Below are 17,370 nucleotides of genomic sequence, written 5' to 3'. Positions count from 1 at the left end.
AGAAGACACACAGGACCATCCTGTTGTCTTCTTTTTTATGCCTTAATTTAGTGATTTCACATTTCACTTACAGTTAAGAGATCCACCCCACTTGGCGGTTTATCTACTCTTGAATACTCTATAATGGAAGTTATTTATTATTATAATGTACTGCGCCGCAATTCATAAAAATACTGCACAATGGGATGTTTTAACTTTATCTTCTCGGACATGTTTAGAATTCGTTTTTTCCCAACTCGTCTGTCGATTAATGCTAATACATTCAATAAGATATCATTACTCTCTAGATTTTCATCTATTGAAGTAGATAAGTACTTTGTCGCTACAACGACAAAATTAGATTTAGTTAAGGTGGCTTGGGCTGTCAAAAGTTCCTTAGCAAGTACAGATATTTTCCTGCTTCTTGCAATCACGATTAAACGATCTTCCGGAACAGTTCCCTTTGTATCTTGTCTGACTGCTTCAATTTCTTCATTGCTAATCGGGATTTCAAGAGTTGAATCACTCTTAATTTCCTGTTCTGTCTGATACCATCTAATCGAGTTATTTGGATCACTCATGTTGAGTACGTTCTTTTTATCAACAGCAATATAACAAATCCCTGATTTATCAAGTAAATAACGGTAACTTGTTGCGCGGTATTCAACTCTCCCAATTAATGCAGGACAGAGAAAACTCTCCAGTTCTTTCTTCAATTTACTCCAGGACATGTATCCTCCTATTTCTTAAAGCCTAAACTACCCATATTTGCAGTTGCTCGGCTTTCTATGCTTTCTTTTCGTATGATGAGACATTCTCTAACTTAAAACACTTTGTATCATCCATTCAGGCCTTCCCCCGATTCTATCACAACTTTATTTAATTTTCAGCACGTTCCTCTATGCATAGAAAAAAAGACTGCCGATAAGTACCATCGACAGTCTGATTGAGAGAATTTACTTCCCTCTTTAACTTAAGTTTATTAAGACTAAAGCAACCAAAGGTATTATGAAATTGATTCAACTATCCCCAATATTGCGCTGCAATACGTTGTCCTTGATTAATTTTCGCCCATTGTTCATCTTCCGTAAGTTCATTACCGCCATCACAGGAAGCAAAACCGCATTGGTGAGAAAGTAATAAACGATCTTTATCAATGATTTTCGATGCTTCATCAAGCATTCTGACTACACGAGCCTCATCGTCAAGCGTATTGGTTTTGGAAGACAACAATCCAAGTACAATTTCTGTTTCAGGCTTATCTTTGAAAACAGCAAGTGCCTCAAGCGAACCTGCACGTTCATCATCCCATTCAAGGAAAAAGCGATCGTATTTAAGCTGCTTCAAGAACAGATTCGCAATTTTGGCATATGAGCCGCCGCCCATATTACGGGAATCATAGTTACCACGACAGTTATGCGTCCACATTTTGAGACCTAAGCTATGGCCATAATCAATGATTGTGTTGTTAATATCAATAAATTCGGTAGCGAGAGCCTGCACTTCCTCATGATCGATATTCTCGCCAGTATAAGGAGAGTTCGGGTTATCATCTGCAAATAGCTCCCATAGGCAATCGTCGAATTGAAGAATTTTCCCTCCTACAGCGGCAAAGTCCTCAACAAATTCCTTATAAGCTTTAACAAGACCATCTTTAAGCTCATGTCGATCTTTATAAACGGCTTCCGCCCCGCCAATGTTATCTGACCAAGATAGCTCTCCAAAAATATGGGATGGAGATGGTACGCACAGCTTGGTTTCACGGTCCCCAGCAGCAGCTTGTAGTTCTTTAAACACATGAATAAAATGATGGTTTTTACCGCTTAATTCGCCTGTAATACGTAGTCCAATATCTTTCCGAGTCTCATATTTTGAAGTCCCATCCGTATCTCTGAAAAAATATCCATGATCCGCTATATAGCGGCTAACTCCCTCAAAGCCCCAAACAAAATCCAAATGCCACATCGATTTGGAATACTCTCCATCGGTAAGAATGGATACACCATTTTTAATTTCTTTATCGACTACAGCCTTAATTGCATCTGTCTCACACTGCTCATACCCCTCGAAATCTTGGTAAAAGGGATAAGTGATATCATCACGGTGTTCAATCTCATGTTTATATTCTAATAAGTCCGATGGACGCAGCAAGCTACCTACGATTTGAAATCTATTGCACATAAAAATTTCCTCCTCCGTTAGTACATCTCGTTATGTATTGTTTTGATTCTAGCATGGTGGAATACGATCCACATAACACTTAAAAGTAATACCTGGTTATAGCTAAAAGCTATAACCAGCAGCTAAACTCACCCTATAGTTATTATCGTTTTCTTAAAGGACGAGCTATATAAACAAAAAACCGAACTCAGAAAAGTTCGGATACCATAATTGTAATGAGCAAGAAAAAGCCAAGAAAAAACAGGAGTATAGACCTGAATTTATCTTGGCTCACATGTTATAAACATCGATGTTACAATCGTTAGATTAGTAGAATCCTATTTTTCGCTCATAGAACTTAAGCTATTTATTACTGTTAATTCCACACACTGTTAGGTATTAATCAACATTGTTTTCTTCGAAATGATCAAGCAACGCACGTACTTCATCTGTAGATTTCGTGTTCATCAATTGATTTCTGAGTTCGCCTGCACCACGGAATCCTTTGACATATATCTTAAAGAAACGATGAAGCGCTGAAACGGAACGAGGCAACACTTCTATATATTGATCATGCAGATCCAGCTGCAATCTTAGAAGATCCAAGTGCTCCTTACTGCTACGCTCTTTCGGTTCCTTTTCAAAAGCAAACGGATTTTTAAAAATACCGCGTCCAATCATCACGCCATCTACACCGTACTTTGTGGCAAGCTCTAGCCCCATTTGACGGTCAAGAATATCACCATTGATTGTAAGTAATGTATTTGGCGCTATTTGGTCACGTAATTCCTTAATCTCCGGAATGAGCTCCCAGTGCGCATCGACCTGACTCATTTCATCTCTTGTACGCAAATGAATGGAAAGATTCGCGATATCTTGTTTTAAAATATGGGTTAACCATTCTTTCCACTCCCCTACTTCGCTAAAGCCAAGACGTGTTTTCACACTTACAGGCAGCCCGCCCGCTTTTGCCGCTTCAATAAGTTCTGCCGCAAGATCTGGACGAAGAATGAGACCACTGCCTTTCCCTCTTCGTGCGACATTCGGGACAGGACAGCCCATGTTAATATCAATCCCTTTAAAACCCATCTCCGCTAAGCCAATACTCATTCGCCGGAAATTCTCAGGTTGATCCCCCCAAATATGCGCAACTAGTGGCTGCTCATCCTCAGTAAACATTAAGCGTCCGCGAACACTTTTCATTCCTTCTGGATGACAGTAACTCTCTGCGTTCGTGAATTCAGTAAAAAACACATCAGGTCTGCCTGCTTTAGCAACAACATGACGGAATACCACATCCGTTACATCTTCCATTGGAGCTAGTACGAAAAATGGTTTAGGTAAGTCATTCCAAAAATTTTCTGACATATTTAAATTTCATATCCTTTCATTATAGGTACCTCTTCAAATGCTATTTCAAAATAAATAACAAAAATATTTCTATATATACAACACACATTTAATAGACTAAGCCATCCATCCCTAATAGAGGACAGCATGTATGTGGACATTCGAATTAAAGGTATTTAATCATTTTACAGTATACCCTAGCTTTATTCATTTATCTTCACTCAAGATTTTCTTCTCCGATATTTACATGTTGAAAGAGAGTCCTCATGGCTTTTCGCTAAGCTTATTTTATAGGAGAAAGTTACATGCAAGATTACAGTATTGAATAACATGTAAGAATTAATTTGTTATTTAACAGAAAAAAATCATTGGATTTAATCATCCAACGATTTTTAAATTATTGATTTATTCAATTAGGGTCTGATTGACTTGAATCCATTCATGTTCCCTCATCTAAAGAGTCTGATTGTAATCTACAATTGGTATCAAGTTATTTATGTTCTTTCCATTGACATTCAGTAAATTTCATTTCTGTGAAAATGGCTTTAAATGAAGATTCTTCTGGACTGCAAGCATAAATACCGATCTGTATATCGTCTGCTCCTTCAAAAAGGTGTGCAATACGCATTTGTTTATAATGAATACCATCATAAGAATTTTCAATACAATAATCGCTTTCACGTCGGCTTATTCTATAATACATAAATTTCTGTGTTGCAGTAATATCCGTGGTTGCCCAATCAGAATATCCTAAGTTCGTTACTACACTTCCTAATCTCTGGTATTCCTCATTTTCATATTCGATCGAAGCCTTTATCCAGTTATCACTATTTTGATAGATGATTACACCACACTGGTCAAAACGATGTTTACTGTCAAATTCCGTTTTCACTGAAAAAGAAAAGTATTTCTCATTGGTTTTCATTAACAGCGCAGGTGCATTATCATTTTGAAATCCATAATAAGTTTTTTGCCAAAAATCTGTTCCCGCATCTGTTCTAATCATAATTTCATTATTATTAATAGCATATTCCTTAGGCTCATGTATCCAGAATAAGTTATCTTTTTCAAATGTTAGATCCATATTGATCCTCCTCCCATTTTAATATAAAACAATGGGAAAGGCTTAATGGATCTGGGTTTTCCCCTTTTCCATTCATCCCTTCCCTCATTTTATCACGTCTTTATTCCAATTTTAGCACGGGTTTATTTGTGGTTCCCTAATCTCTAACCAACACCGCCACAGATTCTACATGAACCGTATGCGGGAACATGTGTGAGTTGTTTGGTTTCTGTGTTAGTTGGCTAAAACCCTTGATATATAAGGGTTCTAACCAAGGTTTAAGGTCCTGCTCCAAAAACACGAATCGACAAGAAACCTCTTCGAAAAAATAAAATACGGCTACCCTTGTAAGGATAACGGCATCCATTGATTAATATCTTCACTTCTCATAAATCAGTAGCAGCGCAACATGCTAGTTCCCCATAATCTTAATTCGTTGAAGCGCTGAATTTACTTGTCCTAAAATTCCTTTAACTTCATCTGTAATATTACAACGAAAGAGCCCATTGACTATAGAAATAAACTCCAAATTAATTCTTCTATAGTCATATCCAGTTTGAATGACATCATTTAGTTCGTTTAAAACATATAACCAAAACTCTTTACTAAGAAATTGACTTCTCAAATCAAGCAAATCTTTTTTGTCTCCCACCGATTCATATATTTTCTCATAGTATGGGTTCACAAGCCAATAAGCAACTTGAATAGGACGATATTTTTCGATAGAATCATAATTTGAAACCATTTTGTCACCTATCATGTCATTTAACAATGCTTCAAAACAGGGATGCTCAGACTTAATCATCTGAGTGTAGTATTTTTGATATCCATTTATAAATCGGTACATTTTTTCTGTTTCACTTTTCCTAGAAAGCATGTAAACCAGCATACTCATATCTAAAATTACTTCTGTAGCAAATATCTCTGCCTGCATTTTATCTTTAAAGATGTTCTTGTAACTACCATGAGCCACTTTATTCCTAATAATATTGTTGAAGTAAAACATAAAATATTCTACGGCTTCTGGATAAATATCACTATTTACATCTTGTAAGTATTTAATTTTCTCTCGTAAAACAGCACCTGCATATACCTCTAGCTTTGTAAATCGTCTAAAGATTGTTGCATCCCTTAAGAAGTCAGCAAACATACCTTCTATTTGAATTGGCGCAATATTGCCAAAAATCTCGAATTCCTCTGCATTATATAGTTCTACACATTTTGACAATATATCCTTTCGATCTCGTAGGCATATACTCTCGGCTATCATATTTGTTAAATCATCTACTATTAGATAATCGGATACGAACTTCCTTAAAGAAGATAAATACGCCTCCTGGTCGTTCTCTCTATGGAATTGCAAATCATCTACCCTTGGAATATTGCTAAAATGCGCTTTGTATTGCTCAATCCTAGCTTCCTCATTGAACGTATACTGTGATGTATATAATTTTTTTCGCGCCATCTCAGTGGCAGTGTAAAATTTCACTTTAAAAAATAGCGCATACGGTCTGTCTATATCATCCTCGGTTATTTCTACTATATCTTTATATGATGAAAAAGAAACATCCGCTCCAAAAGTATCATTTTTTGACAGTTTGAGAGTTTCTTCTTTTATGGCTAACTCAATACTATTTGTATTATGAATATCGCAGAACTCCATCAGTTTAGTTGTCATATATTGTACAACGAACTCTATCATTTCTTTTCTTGTTCTTAATACATTACATTCGTTACCGTACTCATATAGCCTTAACTCATCACTGCTTAAATCCCTCAAAAGTGAGTAATTTGGTGGAGCATTCTTTAAAGAGTCACTATCATCCTTAAGCCTCCAAAGTTTATTATTTATATCTACTGTTGCGGTACTCGCTTTCTGAAGAACTACGTTATATTTCTGAACAAAAATATCGTTGTATTTTTCCTTCACTTCAATAAATATTTCGCTTGGTAATTTTTCTATGCCTATAATTTTGCAAAGACTTTTATAATAGTCTTTCAAATTTTCAAATGCTAAATCTTTATGAACTTTAAATCTAATTACAGTTTGAAGTAATATATCTGTTGCATCGTTGACCTGTGACAATGCTTTTTTATAATAGAATTCGCCTAATTCTTCTAATGTGGCCTTAGTGAATAATTCTTCATCAATACAATTTACCAATTCATCTGTTATGTACTTATTCAAATTGTCGCAAATTACTTTTCTCTCACTGTCCATTCATTCACCTGCATTTCTTTTAAAATAACATTTCCTCTTAATGATAATAGATAAAATAGGAAAGTCAAAGCGACCAATTGATCCAGCTATTTTATTTATTGTTCAAACAACTGTATACCCTTGAGGATCATTGCCAACTCTTTTGATCCCTACTTAGATCAAGACCGAGCTATTACTTAAGACTTTTCGTTTATGATTACAAATTATGGAGTATAATTGGAAGGATGAATTTGTGGGTGAATAAGATAATTAGACAATCTCGCTATCCTAAGATATAACGATAACAATATTTTTTTGGGGGTTGTTAAATGAATGAAGAGATAAGAGAGATGTTCTCCTTCTTTGAACATAAATATGACGCTTGTGTACTTCCTTTGAATTGGGAGGAATTGAAATTTCTCGGCTCAAAACAAGATCAAACTTGCCGTTTCTGTCAAAGAAGCAGACCAGAAGTTACTTTCAAGAAGAAAGCTCATGCAATCCCTGAAATGCTAGGTAACAGACGTTTATTAAATCATTACGAATGTGATAGCTGCAATCAATTTTTCTCCGATATAGAGAACCATCTTGGCAATTATACATCCTTCTGGCGGGCTGTTTCTCAGGTTAGAGGAAAGCGCGGAACCCCAAAGTATAAGAAGGATCTCGAAATCCAATCAGTTGATGGTCAACTACGAATTAGTGACTCCATCGACAGCCCATCCATCTTCAACAATGATGAAAATAACGAGATCATCCTCCCCGGGATAAGAGATCCATACATTCCGGTTGCAGTATATAAATGTTTCGTAAAAATGGCTCTCACCTTAATGCCGGAATCGGAGATACAGCATTTCAGAAAAACTATTGAATGGATAATGGAACCCGATCACTCGAAAATGAAATGTCCATTTGGTTTGTTAACTTTTGTACAGTTTACTCCTGGCTTCAAAGTTTACCCTTATCCCTGTAATTGGCTATTTCTTCGGAAGGAAACCGCGGAACCAACCACTCCTTATTCAATCTATGCAGTTTGCTTCAGTAGTCTTATGTTTCAAATTACCATTCCACACTGCGAGTGTGATGATAATTTTCTTGCTTACTTAAATAAAGGTGGTCAAGCGAAAATCGCAGCATTGCCATCCCCGTATTATGAGAATCATCCTCTTGGACCAAGTCAAATACGAGTAAAAGATTTATCCGGAGCAGATTGGGTTCGAGGAGAAAAAGAATACATCTCGATTTCATACGATCTCAAAGAGGAAATAATCTCAAACCAAAGAAATAATCCTGAGGAACCATAATGATTTTCACCTTGACATCATAGTCTCACTGCTAGGTCAAGCCTATAAATAGCCTGTGGTACGAGTGATTTAAGTGGATCAAGAATGATTTACTGTATTTTACTTGAATGCTTTCAGATAAGGCTTGCAAGCAATATAGATAGCTAGGAATAAAATTCCAACAAAGATATTTGGACCTGTAAAGCCGGACAGAAGTTAGCTTTTTATCGTAAAAGCAAAGAGAAAATGGGAAGTGACTATGAAATTGAGTACGAACACTATAGTAGTACGAGTTGTGAAGGCTATACATTAAAACTGCTTGTACAAAAGCCGTAGGTATCAGAGAAGTGAAGGCAAGTCTGAAGTACATGCGTTTGAGGAGAAAGGCTAGGGAAAAGATATGAAGTGAAGAAGGATATGTGCATTATACTCAGCGAATGGTTGAACCTGAAAGTGTGTTTGGGCAAATAAATAATAATCGGGGATTGGACGCTTACTGCTTCGTGGGCTTACCAAATGTAAGCCTGGAGGTTGGGTGGCTTTCGTTTGCTCATAATCTATTAAAGAAAGCGGTTATGGATCGAAATAGAGAAATGGCGGCACAGGGAGCTCCCTAACGCCGCCATTTCTTTAATTTTTACCGTGATTTGATCTAGGTGATATATGTCAGTAGTGTGTGCAGATTTCCTTTTGAGACAGCCCCTTCAAGATGAAGGCGAGGAGAGCCAAACCTCTTCCAGACCAATTACAATCACGATTTATGAAGTTGTCATCCCCAATACGAGCTATTATTTTCGTCAACAATCAGTCCACTCTATTAATTTCAAGCTTCTGTTTCACACTACAATTCCATCTGTAATACTCCCTAAATCCGCTCCACTACTACAATCTCAGCCTTCTGTACCAACCCACACCAACAAAGCCACCGATTCGACATGCACCGTATGCGGGAACATATCCACCGGCTGAACCTCAGTCGTCCGGTATCCACCGTCCTCAAGCACACGCAGATCTCTTGCCAATGTCGAAGGATTACAGGATACATACACGACTCGCTCCGGACGCATCTCTAGAATCGTATCGAGCAGTCTCGGATCGCAACCCTTACGCGGTGGATCGACAACGATCACGTCTGGCGTAATGCCTTGTTCTTTCCACTGTGGAATGACATCTTCGGACGGCCCTGTTTCAAAGGTTGCGTTCGTAATGCCATTCAGCTCGGCATTCTTCTTCGCATCCTCGATTGCTTCCTTCACAATCTCAACTCCGTACACATGCTCCGCATGCTGCGCTAGGAAAAGAGAGATCGTCCCGATTCCGCAATACGCATCGATAACGGTCTCTTTGCCGGTAAGGCCTGCGTATTCTACGGTTTTACCGTAAAGCACCTCTGTTTGTACCGGGTTTACTTGGTAGAAGGAACGCGCCGAAATTGCAAACTTCACGTCTCCGATATAGTCATAGATCACTTCACTGCCCCATAGAACGCGGGTAACATCCCCGAGAATCACGTTCGTTTTCTTCGTGTTCACGTTCTGACAGATACTTGTCACCTGCGGAAGCTGTTCACGAATACCGCGAATCCACTCGTCCTTCTCTGGGATGATGTCTCCATTCGTGACAAGGACCAGCATCATCTCCCCAGTGCGGAACGCTTTCTTCACGACAACATGTCGCAGCAGTCCCCGCCCTGTCTCTTCGTTATATGCTCTAATCCCAACGCGGCGGCCGATCTCTTTGACACGCTCAACGACTTCATCGTTATGCTCATGCTGAATTAAGCAGCGCTCCATATCGACGATCCGGTGACTGCCTTTCGCATAAAATCCACCGATAAGGCCGCCTTCCATCTCACCCATCGGCACCTGTGCTTTGTTCCGGTAACGCCAAGGCTCGTCCATACCGAGCGTAGGGAGAACGGTAATTCCTGCAGGCGCATTTGGGGTATTTATCCATTCATGCACAGCTTTATCCCCACTGCTGTGTACAGTTTCGGTTCCTTCTCCAAGGTTATCCACTTGTGGATGACTGCTGTCGGCATCTACATTATCCACATCTTGATGAGCTCGTACTTCGTTACCTCTGTCTTCCCCTACCACATTCAGTTTCCCAATTCGCTTCAGATTATCTACCACCATCTGGCGCTTCCAGTGAAGTTGTCCTTCGTAGCTCATATGCTGCAACTGGCAGCCGCCGCACTGTGCGTAGATGGGACAAGGGGCAGAGACACGATCTTTGCTCGCTTCGACAATCTCAAGCAGTTTGGCATATCCATACTGTTTCTTCGTCTTCAGGACTTTGACGCGAACTTTCTCGCTAGGAAGCGCGCCCGCTACGAACAAGGTATACCCTTCCGCACGTCCAACTCCTTCGCCGTCATGATTCATACCGATGATATCGATCACGGTCTCGTCGTTCTTAGCAACCGGCAAACCGAGCTCAGCCGCAATATCCCTAGCAGGCTTGTTTTTACCGCTGCGATTACTGCCCGAACGCCCACTTCCAGACCTTCTCTTCTCGGTTGTACGATTTTCTCTACCTTCGGTCTGCCCTGACAGTCCTTGAGCAGCAGAAAAAGATGCCTCGCCTTGCGGCTGCATCTCTGTTCTTCTTGTATTCAAAACTCCCTTGTTATCGCCCTGCGGCTTCCCTGCACTTGTCATTCCTTGACGCTCTGTGTTCCGGCGGCTTTTTCCACGTCCGCTGCGGTTTGTATCCATATTAGTTAATTCCTCTTTCTATATTAAAATTGATTTTATCTGAAAATTTGAATGTGATGCGGCAGATTACGGAACGTTGCAGGCAGTTGTCCGCCCAGTTCTCCATCCAGATTCAGCAGTACTTCACCTGGGGAGTTTACTTCCATATAATCGGTTTGAAAATGAATAACCTTCTTGTCATTCAGATGCTCTCCGCGCAGTGCGAGTCGCACGAGACGAATCATCTCAGGAAGATTACACTTTTTGAGAGCAATGACATCGAATAAACCATCGTCAATCGTAGCTCCTGGAGCGAGTTTCTCAAAACCGCCTACCGAGTTTGTGTTTGCGATGAGAAAGAGCATGAATTCATCGTGGATATCTTCCTGTCCGTTCGCACGGATATACAGCTCCTGCGGAGCCAGGTTCGTCATTTTCTCCATGCCCTTCATATAATAAGCAAGCTGACCAATCATCGTCTTCAGTTTGCTTGGCACTTCATATGTGAGTTCCGTCAGCGTTCCGCCACCGGCTATATTAATAAAATAACGATCATTCACAAGTCCAAGATCCACGGGACGGGTCTCTTGACGAATGACCATGTCACAGTAATCTTCCCAGTGACGCGGAATTCCCAGCGCTCTTGCGAAATCATTGGTTGTTCCCAGCGGAAAAATGCCAAGCGGCGGTCTATTTTCTTTTTGGGCCATGCCGTTAATCACTTCATAGAGTGTACCGTCACCACCGGCCGCAATAATGAGATCATAGCCGCGATCAACTGCTTCCGAGGCTTCTCTCGTTGCATCGCCTTCACCCGTTGTTGCATGGCAAGAAGCTTCAATTCCACCTTCATCAAGACGCTGTAATATAGATACAAGTCTTCTTTTGGCTTCTTCCCGGCCCGAAGTCGGATTATAAATTAATCTCGCTTTTTTCATCGTCATGATCCTTACGCCACCTACTTTTAGCAAATATCCGTTCTTTTTTTGTAGCATAGTTTCTTCTAAAGTATTCCCAACAAAAACGCTCTTTAGTGTCCCTTATGCTTATATCTCACGTACAGACACAGATAGTTCATTATACAACAAAAACCCAGCTGTCGTCTTCAATCTGATTCGTGTAATCACGTCAGGACAATCAGCTAGGCTATATTTTGTATTCTACTGTATTCAAATACTGCTTCTATTGTTCATCCTGCTGTCAAAATGCTCAATATCATGAAGGAGAGATTACATCTTGCTGCATTGCGGCAACTTGTCTCTCAATCCAGGTATGAAGCAGCGGATGAGGAAGTAAGGTCTGTTCACCGCTGTAGACTACTTCCACCCCATCAAGGCGCTTCGGAATAACTACATTGGTAAAATAACCTGCACTAAGAAACACCGGAACCGCAATCACGCGGAATCCTTGTTCTCGCCAGTAACTTGCACGATCCTTGACCTGATCTGGATTCAGCAAAGCATAATCTGCTTTTGCAACGCCGCTTACCATCTGCACTCGCTCTGCAAGTGTTCCTAGACCTTGTTCCCATCGCTGTAGAAAACCATCATGGCGACTTCCATGACCAATGAGTAGAATGACTTCGCGAGATAGATCCTCCGAGAAGGACTTTACTTTATCCCAGACCATATCAGCAAGAAGAGGATCATCATGAAGCGGAGATCCGAAATGAAGCCTCGCCGAAATCCGAAAGGGAGCAAGATCCGTCTCCTTCTCAGGGGAAGGCTTCGCACCAAGAGCATACCCGATCTCATCCACATGCGTACTTCCCGCCGAAACAAACAAAGGGATCGCCAGAATATCCGTTACCCCTGCTGCTTCCAATCGGTCAATTCCATCCTGAATTCCTCTTCCTTCTACATTCTCGAGAAAAGAAGCTTCCACAAGAGCAGGCTGCATAAGCGTAAGCTGCCCTACCGCATCATCTACAAGTTCTGTCCAGCCTGCATCCTTGGATCCATGACTGATAATGAGAACGCCTTGTTTCATCCTAGCGTCCGAGGCGCTCCAGCGCCATTTTGTACCCGTCATTTCCGTAGTTCAGGCAGCGCTTCACACGAGAAATTGTTGCCGTGCTTGCTCCTGTCTCGGATTCGATTTGGTTATACGTATTTCCTTTGCCGAGCATACGCGCTACTTCCAGACGCTGAGACAGCGACTGAATTTCGTTCACTGTGCACAAGTCATCAAAAAATACATAACACTCTTCGATATCTTTAAGCGTCAAAATCGCTTCAAATAATTGATCTATGCTTCTATCATCTAGCTTTTTCAGCTGCATTATTTTATCATCCCCTAAGGTTATCTGATTACTTTCTCCATTGTACCTACCCTATGTAGGTATTTCAAGCATTAACGGTTTCACGCGCTACAGAATAAAACCGTTTTTATATCGGTTTACCCTGTCGTAATACCACTACACATTATAACACAATAAATCTGCTGGCGAATGTATTTAAAAACTTGTCCACATTTTCCTCGTCATTCGAAACAAGAATAATTATCCACAGTTGATGATGTGCACATCATGTGTGTATTTGTACCGTAATCTCCGTGTATTCTTCTCATCTCTATCTAGTAGGCAGCGGCCCAAATCCGCGATTATCACGGAAAAAAGCGTCTTTTCTAAAACCCTGTAGGTTATTGTTACATATACTGTGGTAAATCATGTGCAAAGGAATGTGATGAACATGTCTCAGCAATACCATGGAAGACGCAGCCGGCAGGCTCGTGCGTTACGAGACCCGCAGCAGTATACCCCCTATCCAGGTATTCCTCAATACAATAACACTCAGCCCATGTCTGGTCCCCCGACTCCACCTTATTCTTTGCAGTCCTATAATCAGCCCCAGATCGTACCTCAGCAACAAGGACCTCCTTTATATCCAACCCAAAATTATGCTCAGCAAACCCCAGTATATCCGGCAAACCAAACAACACAAGAGGAGGCCGCTGTTACAGAAACAGCAGAAGCTGCAGCAGGAGGCGGGATTCTTAACAGCTTAAGCGGACTCGGCGGCAATCTTAAAGAACTCAAAGGATTTATTGATCGCATGGGCGGCATTGATGGCATTATGGATGGAATGGGTAAAGTTCAAAGGGTTGTTAATGGAGTTCAACAAATGGCTCCTATGTTCAAACTGGTTACAGGTCTTCTGCCATTCGGCGCTGCCGCAGCTGCGAAAGCAGCCAAAGACAGTACTTCCCCTCCGCCCCCTCTATATGAGGAAGAATATTATACACCGAAACGGCGAAAAAAGAGAAAAAAATCAAATTCCAAAGGCAAAAACGGTTCTTCTAAAAAGTCCAGCAATGTCTCTTCCGGTAAAAAAAAGAATAAAGAAGCAAAAACAAAGGCGTATTACCCCTCAGCAGCTAGAAGATATTAACTTCCGCTATTCCCTGCAACGCGGTTCATAAGAGCACCCTCGCTTACCTTAAGTGATGGGTGCTTTTGTGCTATTTTTCAGTCTTCTCTCACACATCGGTCAATCTAAATCTTCTATTTAGCTTGATAGCAGAAGTCCCCATATTATTGAAACCATCCTCGTTTTTTAAACCAGAAGATCATTCCCGCGCTAAGCAGTCCCATAAACAGAACAACGCTGAAATACCCATATTTTAGTCCCAGCTCTGGCATGTGTTCAAAGTTCATCCCATAAACACCTGCAATCAGGGTAAGCGGCATAAATATCGTTGTAATTACGGTAAGTGTTTTCATAATATTGTTCATTCGGTTCGAATTCAGTGAGATGTAGCTGTCTCTCAGATCCGCTGTCATTTCTCGGTCTGCTTCGAGCATGTCCGTAAGCTTGAGCAGATGATCGTATATATCTATAAAATACAGCTTATGCTCATTTCCACCCTGGATTCGCTCGGAATGAACTACCCGATATAACAAGTCTCTCATCGGCACAAAAGTCCTTCTTAGTCGCAGTAACCTGCTTCTCAGCATAAATACTTGATTCATGAGCTCATCGACAGGTTCATTACTGCTTCGTCCCTCCAGCTCCCCCAGCTCATCTTCAATAGCAAAGAGAATCGGAAAATATCCATCGACCAGCTTATCCATCACGGTATAAGCCACAGCTACAGTTGCTTTACTCCAAATCGTTCGTTCACCTGCATGTTCTGCCATCCGCTCCCACGCCTGATTGATCTCATCCAGTTCATCATGATGATAAGAGACCAGGTAATTTGGGCCTAGAAATAAATCAACTTCAAGCGGCTGTGCATCTCCCATGCGAAGCGCATGCAACACAAGAAAATAAACATCATCATAATAATCAAGCTTAGGACGCTGAAGTACATGCAGACAATCTTCAACAGCCAGAGGATGAAAATGAAAATAGTCAGTAAGCAACTGGGTTTCTTCTTCAGTTGGACGGCTAAAGTCAGCCCATACAAACGTATAATCCTGAAGATTCATCTCCTGCAGCGGCTGATTCATGACAACCTCATGCTCCTGAGTTATTGCCAGTGTACGAATCAAGGGAGCTTCCCCTCCATTTCCAGTATCCATTCCTAGAAGTTATGTACTCATTCTTTATTACCCTCTATATACCTGTAACCGAACTACGATGTTATTCACAAACTCACAAGATTTCAGCCGCATTTCGGCTGTCCACAAGTGGATAACTTCTATAATGCTATTATCTTCAGGAAAATGTCCCCATATTCACAGAGTTATGAACATTTTCCACATAAAGGCGTGAAGAACCCAAATAACTCGTAATAAAGTATCCACACTTTACGAGTTAATTTGGGTTCTACCTTTATATATAAAATTGCATTTATGATGTTTAGAAGAACAAGAACATAATTAGACCAGCGAGTAATCCCGTAATCGGGATGGTAATAAACCAAGTGACTACTATTCGTCCTGCTAGGGACCATTTCACAGCCGAGAATCGTTTGGCAGAACCAACCCCGAGAATCGCTGACGTAATCGCATGTGTTGTACTTACTGGTAAATGAAGCAGCGTAGCTGAGAAAATTACAGATGCTGCTGAGAAATCTGCTGCAAAGCCGTTAATCGGCTCAATCTTAAAGATTTTAGTACCCATCGTCTTGATAATTTTCCATCCACCAATGGCTGTACCACCCGCCATCGCTGTTGCAGCTGCAATCTTAACCCACAGTGGAACTTCCATGTTGTCTTGAACACCACCTGCTACGAGAGCGAATGTGATAATCCCCATCGCCTTCTGAGCATCATTCGTTCCGTGTGTAAAGGATTGTAGAGCAGCTGTGAAAATCTGCATCGTACGAAATCCCTTGTTTACACTATGCGGACTACGCTTGGCAAAGATCCATTTCAGGATCGTCATGACCACATAACCAATTGCAAAGGCAATAATAGGAGACAAGATCAGACCTTGAACAATGCTAGTAAATCCAGACCAGTTCAGCTTCCCTGGTTCACTGATAAATACAGCCCCCGCCAGTGCACCAATCAGTGCATGGGAAGAAGATGAGGGAAGTCCAAACCACCAGGTGATTAAATTCCAAGCAATCGCTGCAATGAGCGTCGCTATAACAATATTGATTCCGTTATCTAGCTGGGTGGGGTCTGCAACGCTTCCCCCAATGGTTTTGGCTACTCCTGTAAATAGAAGCGCCCCGATAAAGTTCATACTGGCTGCGAGCAAAATCGCACGACGCGGTGTCAGAGCACGAGTAGATACTGAGGTTGCAATCGCATTAGCTGTATCATGGAAACCGTTGATAAAGTCAAAGGCCAAAGCTAAAAAGATGACAATCCCTAGAATCCATAGTGGAGTTGTTATATCCATATCTCACATACTCCTTATGAATTCCGCATAATGATGGACTCAAGACAGTTAGCTACATGTTCACAAGAATCTGTAGTTGCCTCAAGGCGCTCGTAGATTTCTTTACGCTTAATCAGCTCGATTGGGTCCTGTACGGAAGCAAACAAGTTTTTAGTACAGATACGAAGAAGCTCGTCTCCTTGATTCTCCAGATCATTCAGGCGAATCGTATACTCACGGATAGCGAGCAATTTTTTCTGTGATAAGAGGTGAACTGCCTTCTGAATTTCATAAGCAGATTCACGAAGAATTTCGGAGAACTGAATGATATACTCGTCCGCTTCTTTCAGATCGTACATATAGAAACGGGAAGCCGTTGCTTCAAGTCCATCCAGTACATCGTCAAGTGTTGTCGCCAGAGCCATAATATCATCACGTTCAATCGGCGTGATAAACGTTTTGTTAAGCTCTTTGATGATCGTATGCGTATAGTTGTCGCACTCGGTCTCGTACTTCTTCATTTGGTCAGTGAACTCAACCATGTTACTTAGATCGCCGGTGTTCTGTGCAAAGTAGTCTGCAGCTTGTACAACGGTATTTGCCATATTTTCGAGTGACTCGAAAAAAATATCTTTTTTCTTCTTAAAAGCCATTTTTATATCCCCTTCACAGAAAGATTGCGTGAAATTTAATGAAAAGAAATGACAACAAGTGATATCTTATCACACTTTTCATTGTGTTTACATAAAAAACGAACGATTTTTACAATAGAATTTTTCATCTTTTGACATAGACTGACCAGTGCCGACACATATTATCCAAATACTGTTTATAACGCTTATCATTGTCTTGCTTCTATTAA

The 17,370-nt window shown here is 40.8% G+C and carries 14 protein-coding genes and 1 pseudogene; 3 read left to right on the top strand and 12 right to left on the bottom strand.

The annotated features are described in order from the left end of the window. Positions 1-140 precede the first annotated feature (140 nt). The 5 genes from H9647_RS18675 to H9647_RS18655 all read right to left on the bottom strand — a co-directional run bounded on the left by H9647_RS18675 (position 141) and on the right by H9647_RS18655 (position 6,740). Complete coding sequence (locus tag H9647_RS18675) at positions 141-710, bottom strand: SF0329 family protein (RefSeq protein ID WP_191802800.1); 570 nt, start codon at positions 708-710, stop codon at positions 141-143. A gap of 292 nt (positions 711-1,002) precedes the next feature. After that, a complete protein-coding gene (locus tag H9647_RS18670) occupies positions 1,003-2,160 on the bottom strand; it encodes a cobalamin-independent methionine synthase II family protein (RefSeq protein WP_191802798.1) in 1,158 nt (385 codons plus the stop codon). A 378-nt stretch (positions 2,161-2,538) separates the two neighbouring features. Beyond that, positions 2,539-3,507, bottom strand: coding sequence for a tRNA dihydrouridine synthase (locus H9647_RS18665; RefSeq protein ID WP_191802796.1), 969 nt, complete (start codon positions 3,505-3,507; stop codon positions 2,539-2,541). Between the two features lie 472 nt (positions 3,508-3,979). Next, positions 3,980-4,573 carry a DUF1349 domain-containing protein gene (locus H9647_RS18660; RefSeq protein ID WP_191802794.1) on the bottom strand — a complete coding sequence of 198 codons (594 nt, stop codon included), beginning with the start codon at positions 4,571-4,573 and terminating at the stop codon, positions 3,980-3,982. 391 nt (positions 4,574-4,964) lie between these two features. Continuing rightward, positions 4,965-6,740 (bottom strand): hypothetical protein, encoded by a 1,776-nt coding sequence (locus tag H9647_RS18655; protein WP_225229406.1) that lies wholly within the window; start codon positions 6,738-6,740, stop codon positions 4,965-4,967. Positions 6,741-7,081: 341 nt separating this feature from the next. On the opposite strand from H9647_RS18655, the gene H9647_RS18650 reads away from it, so the two are divergent. Both H9647_RS18650 and H9647_RS18645 read left to right on the top strand, forming a co-directional pair. Continuing rightward, entirely contained in the window at positions 7,082-8,056 is a 975-nt protein-coding gene (locus tag H9647_RS18650) for an HNH endonuclease (RefSeq protein WP_191802790.1), read from the top strand. 395 nt (positions 8,057-8,451) lie between these two features. Then, positions 8,452-8,652 (top strand): annotated as a pseudogene (locus H9647_RS18645) (transposase); the annotation flags it as partial. Between the two features lie 273 nt (positions 8,653-8,925). Here H9647_RS18645 and rlmD read toward each other — a convergent pair. The 4 genes from rlmD to H9647_RS18625 form a co-directional block, all read right to left on the bottom strand. Then, the gene (rlmD, locus tag H9647_RS18640; RefSeq protein ID WP_191802786.1) at positions 8,926-10,755 is read right to left on the bottom strand and encodes a 23S rRNA (uracil(1939)-C(5))-methyltransferase RlmD; all 1,830 of its coding nucleotides are present in this window, start codon (positions 10,753-10,755) and stop codon (positions 8,926-8,928) included. A gap of 35 nt (positions 10,756-10,790) precedes the next feature. Then, positions 10,791-11,672 (bottom strand): diacylglycerol kinase, encoded by an 882-nt coding sequence (locus H9647_RS18635; RefSeq protein WP_191803082.1) that lies wholly within the window; start codon positions 11,670-11,672, stop codon positions 10,791-10,793. A gap of 277 nt (positions 11,673-11,949) precedes the next feature. Beyond that, positions 11,950-12,723, bottom strand: a complete 774-nt coding sequence (locus tag H9647_RS18630; protein WP_191802784.1) for a sirohydrochlorin chelatase — start codon at positions 12,721-12,723, stop codon at positions 11,950-11,952. A 1-nt stretch (position 12,724) separates the two neighbouring features. Then, positions 12,725-13,015, bottom strand: coding sequence for a YerC/YecD family TrpR-related protein (locus H9647_RS18625; RefSeq protein WP_160033767.1), 291 nt, complete (start codon positions 13,013-13,015; stop codon positions 12,725-12,727). A gap of 409 nt (positions 13,016-13,424) precedes the next feature. On the opposite strand from H9647_RS18625, the gene H9647_RS18620 reads away from it, so the two are divergent. Continuing rightward, positions 13,425-14,123, top strand: coding sequence for a hypothetical protein (locus H9647_RS18620; RefSeq protein ID WP_191802782.1), 699 nt, complete (start codon positions 13,425-13,427; stop codon positions 14,121-14,123). Positions 14,124-14,266: 143 nt separating this feature from the next. Here the strand turns inward: H9647_RS18620 and corA are convergent, their stop codons facing one another. From corA to H9647_RS18605, 3 genes are all read right to left on the bottom strand, one after another. Then, positions 14,267-15,226: a magnesium/cobalt transporter CorA gene (corA, locus tag H9647_RS18615; protein ID WP_191802780.1), complete on the bottom strand. Its 960-nt coding sequence runs from the start codon at positions 15,224-15,226 to the stop codon at positions 14,267-14,269. A gap of 310 nt (positions 15,227-15,536) precedes the next feature. Next, positions 15,537-16,529, bottom strand: a complete 993-nt coding sequence (locus H9647_RS18610) for an inorganic phosphate transporter (RefSeq protein WP_225229405.1) — start codon at positions 16,527-16,529, stop codon at positions 15,537-15,539. A gap of 14 nt (positions 16,530-16,543) precedes the next feature. Further along, positions 16,544-17,161, bottom strand: coding sequence for a DUF47 domain-containing protein (locus H9647_RS18605; protein ID WP_191802778.1), 618 nt, complete (start codon positions 17,159-17,161; stop codon positions 16,544-16,546). Between the last annotated feature and the right edge of the window lie 209 nt (positions 17,162-17,370).

Origin of the sequence: Paenibacillus gallinarum (genome assembly GCF_014836635.1) — a bacterium.
In the GTDB taxonomy this organism is placed as follows: domain Bacteria; phylum Bacillota; class Bacilli; order Paenibacillales; family Paenibacillaceae; genus Paenibacillus; species Paenibacillus gallinarum.
The sequence above is the reverse complement of the archived record's forward strand: the minus strand, read 5'-3'. Positions and strand labels throughout refer to the sequence as shown.